The organism is Synechococcus sp. R3-13 (genome assembly GCF_047462195.1).
Taxonomy (GTDB): domain Bacteria; phylum Cyanobacteriota; class Cyanobacteriia; order Thermostichales; family Thermostichaceae; genus Thermostichus.
This window is the reverse complement of the sequence record NZ_JANSIO010000096.1, coordinates 1-3,000: the sequence shown is the minus strand read 5'-3', so window position 1 is coordinate 3,000 and position 3,000 is coordinate 1. Positions and strand designations below refer to the sequence as shown.

Annotated in this window: 3 protein-coding genes; all 3 read left to right on the top strand. The window is 56.6% G+C overall.

The annotated features are described in order from the left end of the window. Positions 1–213: 213 nt before the first annotated feature. On the top strand, positions 214–816 hold the full coding sequence (gene clpP / locus NW856_RS03285; protein WP_011434140.1) for an ATP-dependent Clp endopeptidase proteolytic subunit ClpP: 603 nt from the start codon (positions 214–216) through the stop codon (positions 814–816). Between the two features lie 509 nt (positions 817–1,325). Next, on the top strand, positions 1,326–2,750 hold the full coding sequence (locus tag NW856_RS03280) for a form I ribulose bisphosphate carboxylase large subunit (protein ID WP_011434138.1): 1,425 nt from the start codon (positions 1,326–1,328) through the stop codon (positions 2,748–2,750). A gap of 66 nt (positions 2,751–2,816) precedes the next feature. Then, the coding region (locus tag NW856_RS03275) for a chaperonin family protein RbcX (RefSeq protein WP_414399062.1) at positions 2,817–3,000 on the top strand (184 nt) is incomplete at its 3' end.

Sequence of the window (3,000 nt, the reverse complement as noted above, 5' to 3'; positions counted from 1 at the left end):
ACCGCTTAGCGGTCGGAGCCGGGTAGTTTACACCCGTTCCACATCCCAGAAGAAGAGGGATCCCGCTATAACCACCCCGTCTCCTTGCTGTTCTAGCCGGCTCACACCCCATCGAGCCCCGTACGGAGGCGGGCCGGTGAGTCGTCCTGAGCAAAGCATCCGTCCGGTGGCTTAGACTACACTAGTAAGGACTGACCCATCGTTTGGACTGGCATGATTCCCACCGTTATTGAGCAATCTGCGCGAGGCGAGCGCGCCTTTGACATTTACTCGCGTCTCTTGCGGGATCGGATCATTTTCTTGGGCACCCAGGTGGACGACGACATTGCTAACCTGATTGTGGCCCAGATGCTCTACTTGGAGTCCGAAGACCCTGAAAAAGACATCTACCTCTACATCAACTCCCCCGGCGGCTCTGTCTATGCTGGCATGGCCATTTACGACACCATGCAGCACATTCAGCCGGATGTCTCCACCATCTGCATTGGTTTGGCTGCCAGCATGGGAGCCTTTCTGCTGGCAGGGGGCACCAAAGGCAAGCGCATTGCCCTTCCCCACGCCCGCATCATGATCCACCAACCCCTTGGTGGAGCTCAGGGGCCAGCTACCGATATTGAAATTCAGGCCAAAGAGATCCTCTTCATCAAAAACAGCCTCAATAGCCTGCTGGCCTACCACACCGGTCAACCTCTAGAGCGCATCGAACGAGATACCGACCGCGACAACTTCATGACCCCAGAACAAGCCAAAGAGTACGGCCTCATCGACCAAGTGATCAGCAAGAGACCCCAGCCAACCCTGGCAGCCGTTTCTTGACCCTCCAGATCCTGTGGGTGGACTTGCTCCGCTCCCTCAAAGAAGGGAGCTTTTGGTTTTGGCCGGGGATCCCACCCGAAGGATATTAAGAAAGCCAAAGAAATCTGTATTCTCGGCAGGCAGCAACGGGACTCACTTTAACCAAACTAATCAAACTCATAAAGAAAGTAATGTTCAGCCCACTATTGCGGATGATAGCTTAGGATTAAACCAATATAGAGTTGTGTTTGCCGAGATTCTAGCTTAGGCACTGTATAAAAATCTTTCTACTGGATTTGCAAGTCCAGGGAGTCCAAGCTAGCAATTGAAGGCACTCGAAAAGAAGGGTTTGGGGCTTCCATCCCCTGGGATGAAGAGTGTCTTAAGGCCCAACTTTGGCCTCGCGGTTGTGGGGCGAGTTCGTTCACGAAAACTCGGTGGTCTTGAGTTTTGGCCCTGGGTTTTTTCCTCTTGGTTGCATCCGTGAATGGCATTTTCTGGTTCTGTGATTCGTTCAGAGGGAGATCAACGTGGCCTATTCAGCAACCCAATCCAAAAGCGGCTATCAAGCCGGTGTGAAGGATTACCGACTCACCTATTACACTCCCGACTACACGCCTAAGGATACCGACGTCTTGGCCTGTTTCCGGGTTACTCCTCAGCCGGGTGTTCCTCCCGAAGAGGCCGGGGCGGCTGTGGCGGCTGAGTCTTCGACAGGCACCTGGACAACGGTATGGACAGATTTGCTGACCGACTTGGATCGGTACAAGGGCCGCTGCTATGACATCGAGCCGGTTCCCGGCGAAGACAACCAGTACTTCTGCTTCGTCGCCTATCCGCTGGATCTGTTCGAGGAAGGCTCGGTGACCAACATGCTCACCTCGATTGTGGGCAACGTTTTTGGCTTTAAGGCCCTAAAGGCGCTGCGGCTGGAAGATGTGCGGATCCCGGTGGCCTACCTGAAAACCTTCCAGGGCCCTCCCCATGGCATTCAGGTGGAGCGGGACAAATTGAATAAGTATGGCCGTCCGCTGCTGGGCTGCACCATCAAGCCCAAGTTGGGCCTTTCTGCCAAAAACTACGGGCGGGCCGTGTATGAAGCTCTGCGGGGCGGCTTGGACTTCACCAAAGATGACGAAAACATCAACTCCCAGCCCTTCCAGCGCTGGCGGGATCGCTACTTGTTCGTGATGGAGGCTGTCCACAAGGCCCAAGCGGAAACCGGCGAGATCAAGGGCCACTACTTGAACGTAACGGCGCCCACCTGCGAAGAGATGTTCAAGCGGGCCGAGTTTGCCAAGGAGTTGGGCGCTCCCATCATCATGCACGACTACTTGACAGCCGGCTTTACTGCCAACACCAGCCTGGCCAAGTGGTGCCGGGATAACGGCATTCTGCTGCACATCCACCGGGCCATGCACGCGGTGATCGACCGGCAGAAGAACCATGGCATCCACTTCCGGGTGTTGGCCAAGTGTTTGCGCATGTCCGGTGGCGACCACCTGCACTCTGGGACGGTGGTGGGCAAGTTGGAAGGCGACCGCGCCATCACGATGGGCTTTGTGGATCTCATGCGGGAAAACTACGTAGAGGCCGATCGCTCCCGCGGCATTTTCTTCACCCAAGATTGGGCTTCCATGCCAGGGGTGATGCCAGTGGCTTCCGGTGGGATCCACGTTTGGCACATGCCGGCGCTGGTGGAAATCTTCGGCGACGACTCGGTGCTGCAGTTTGGCGGCGGAACCTTGGGACACCCCTGGGGCAACGCGCCGGGCGCAACCGCTAACCGGGTGGCCTTGGAAGCGTGTATCCAAGCTCGTAACGAAGGTCGAGATCTGGCCCGCGAAGGCAACGACATTATCCGGGAAGCAGCCAAGTGGTCGCCAGAGCTGGCGGCTGCCTGCGAGCTGTGGAAGGAAATCAAGTTCGAGTTCAAGGCCGTCGACACCCTCTAGAGATCTGCTGGGGGCAGGGGATCCCCACGGCTCTCTTGCCCTACTGGCTCCCTCCCTGGATCGGCAATGGATCTGAAACAGATCGCCAAAGACACCGCCAAGACCTTGATCAGCTACCTGACTTATCAGGCGATGCGCACGGTGCTGGCTCAACTGAGCGAAACAGATCCCCCCAGGGCCCTTTGGCTACAGCAGTTCTCCGCTCGGCAAAACCTTCAGGATGGAGAAGCCTACCTGCGGGCTTTGCTGG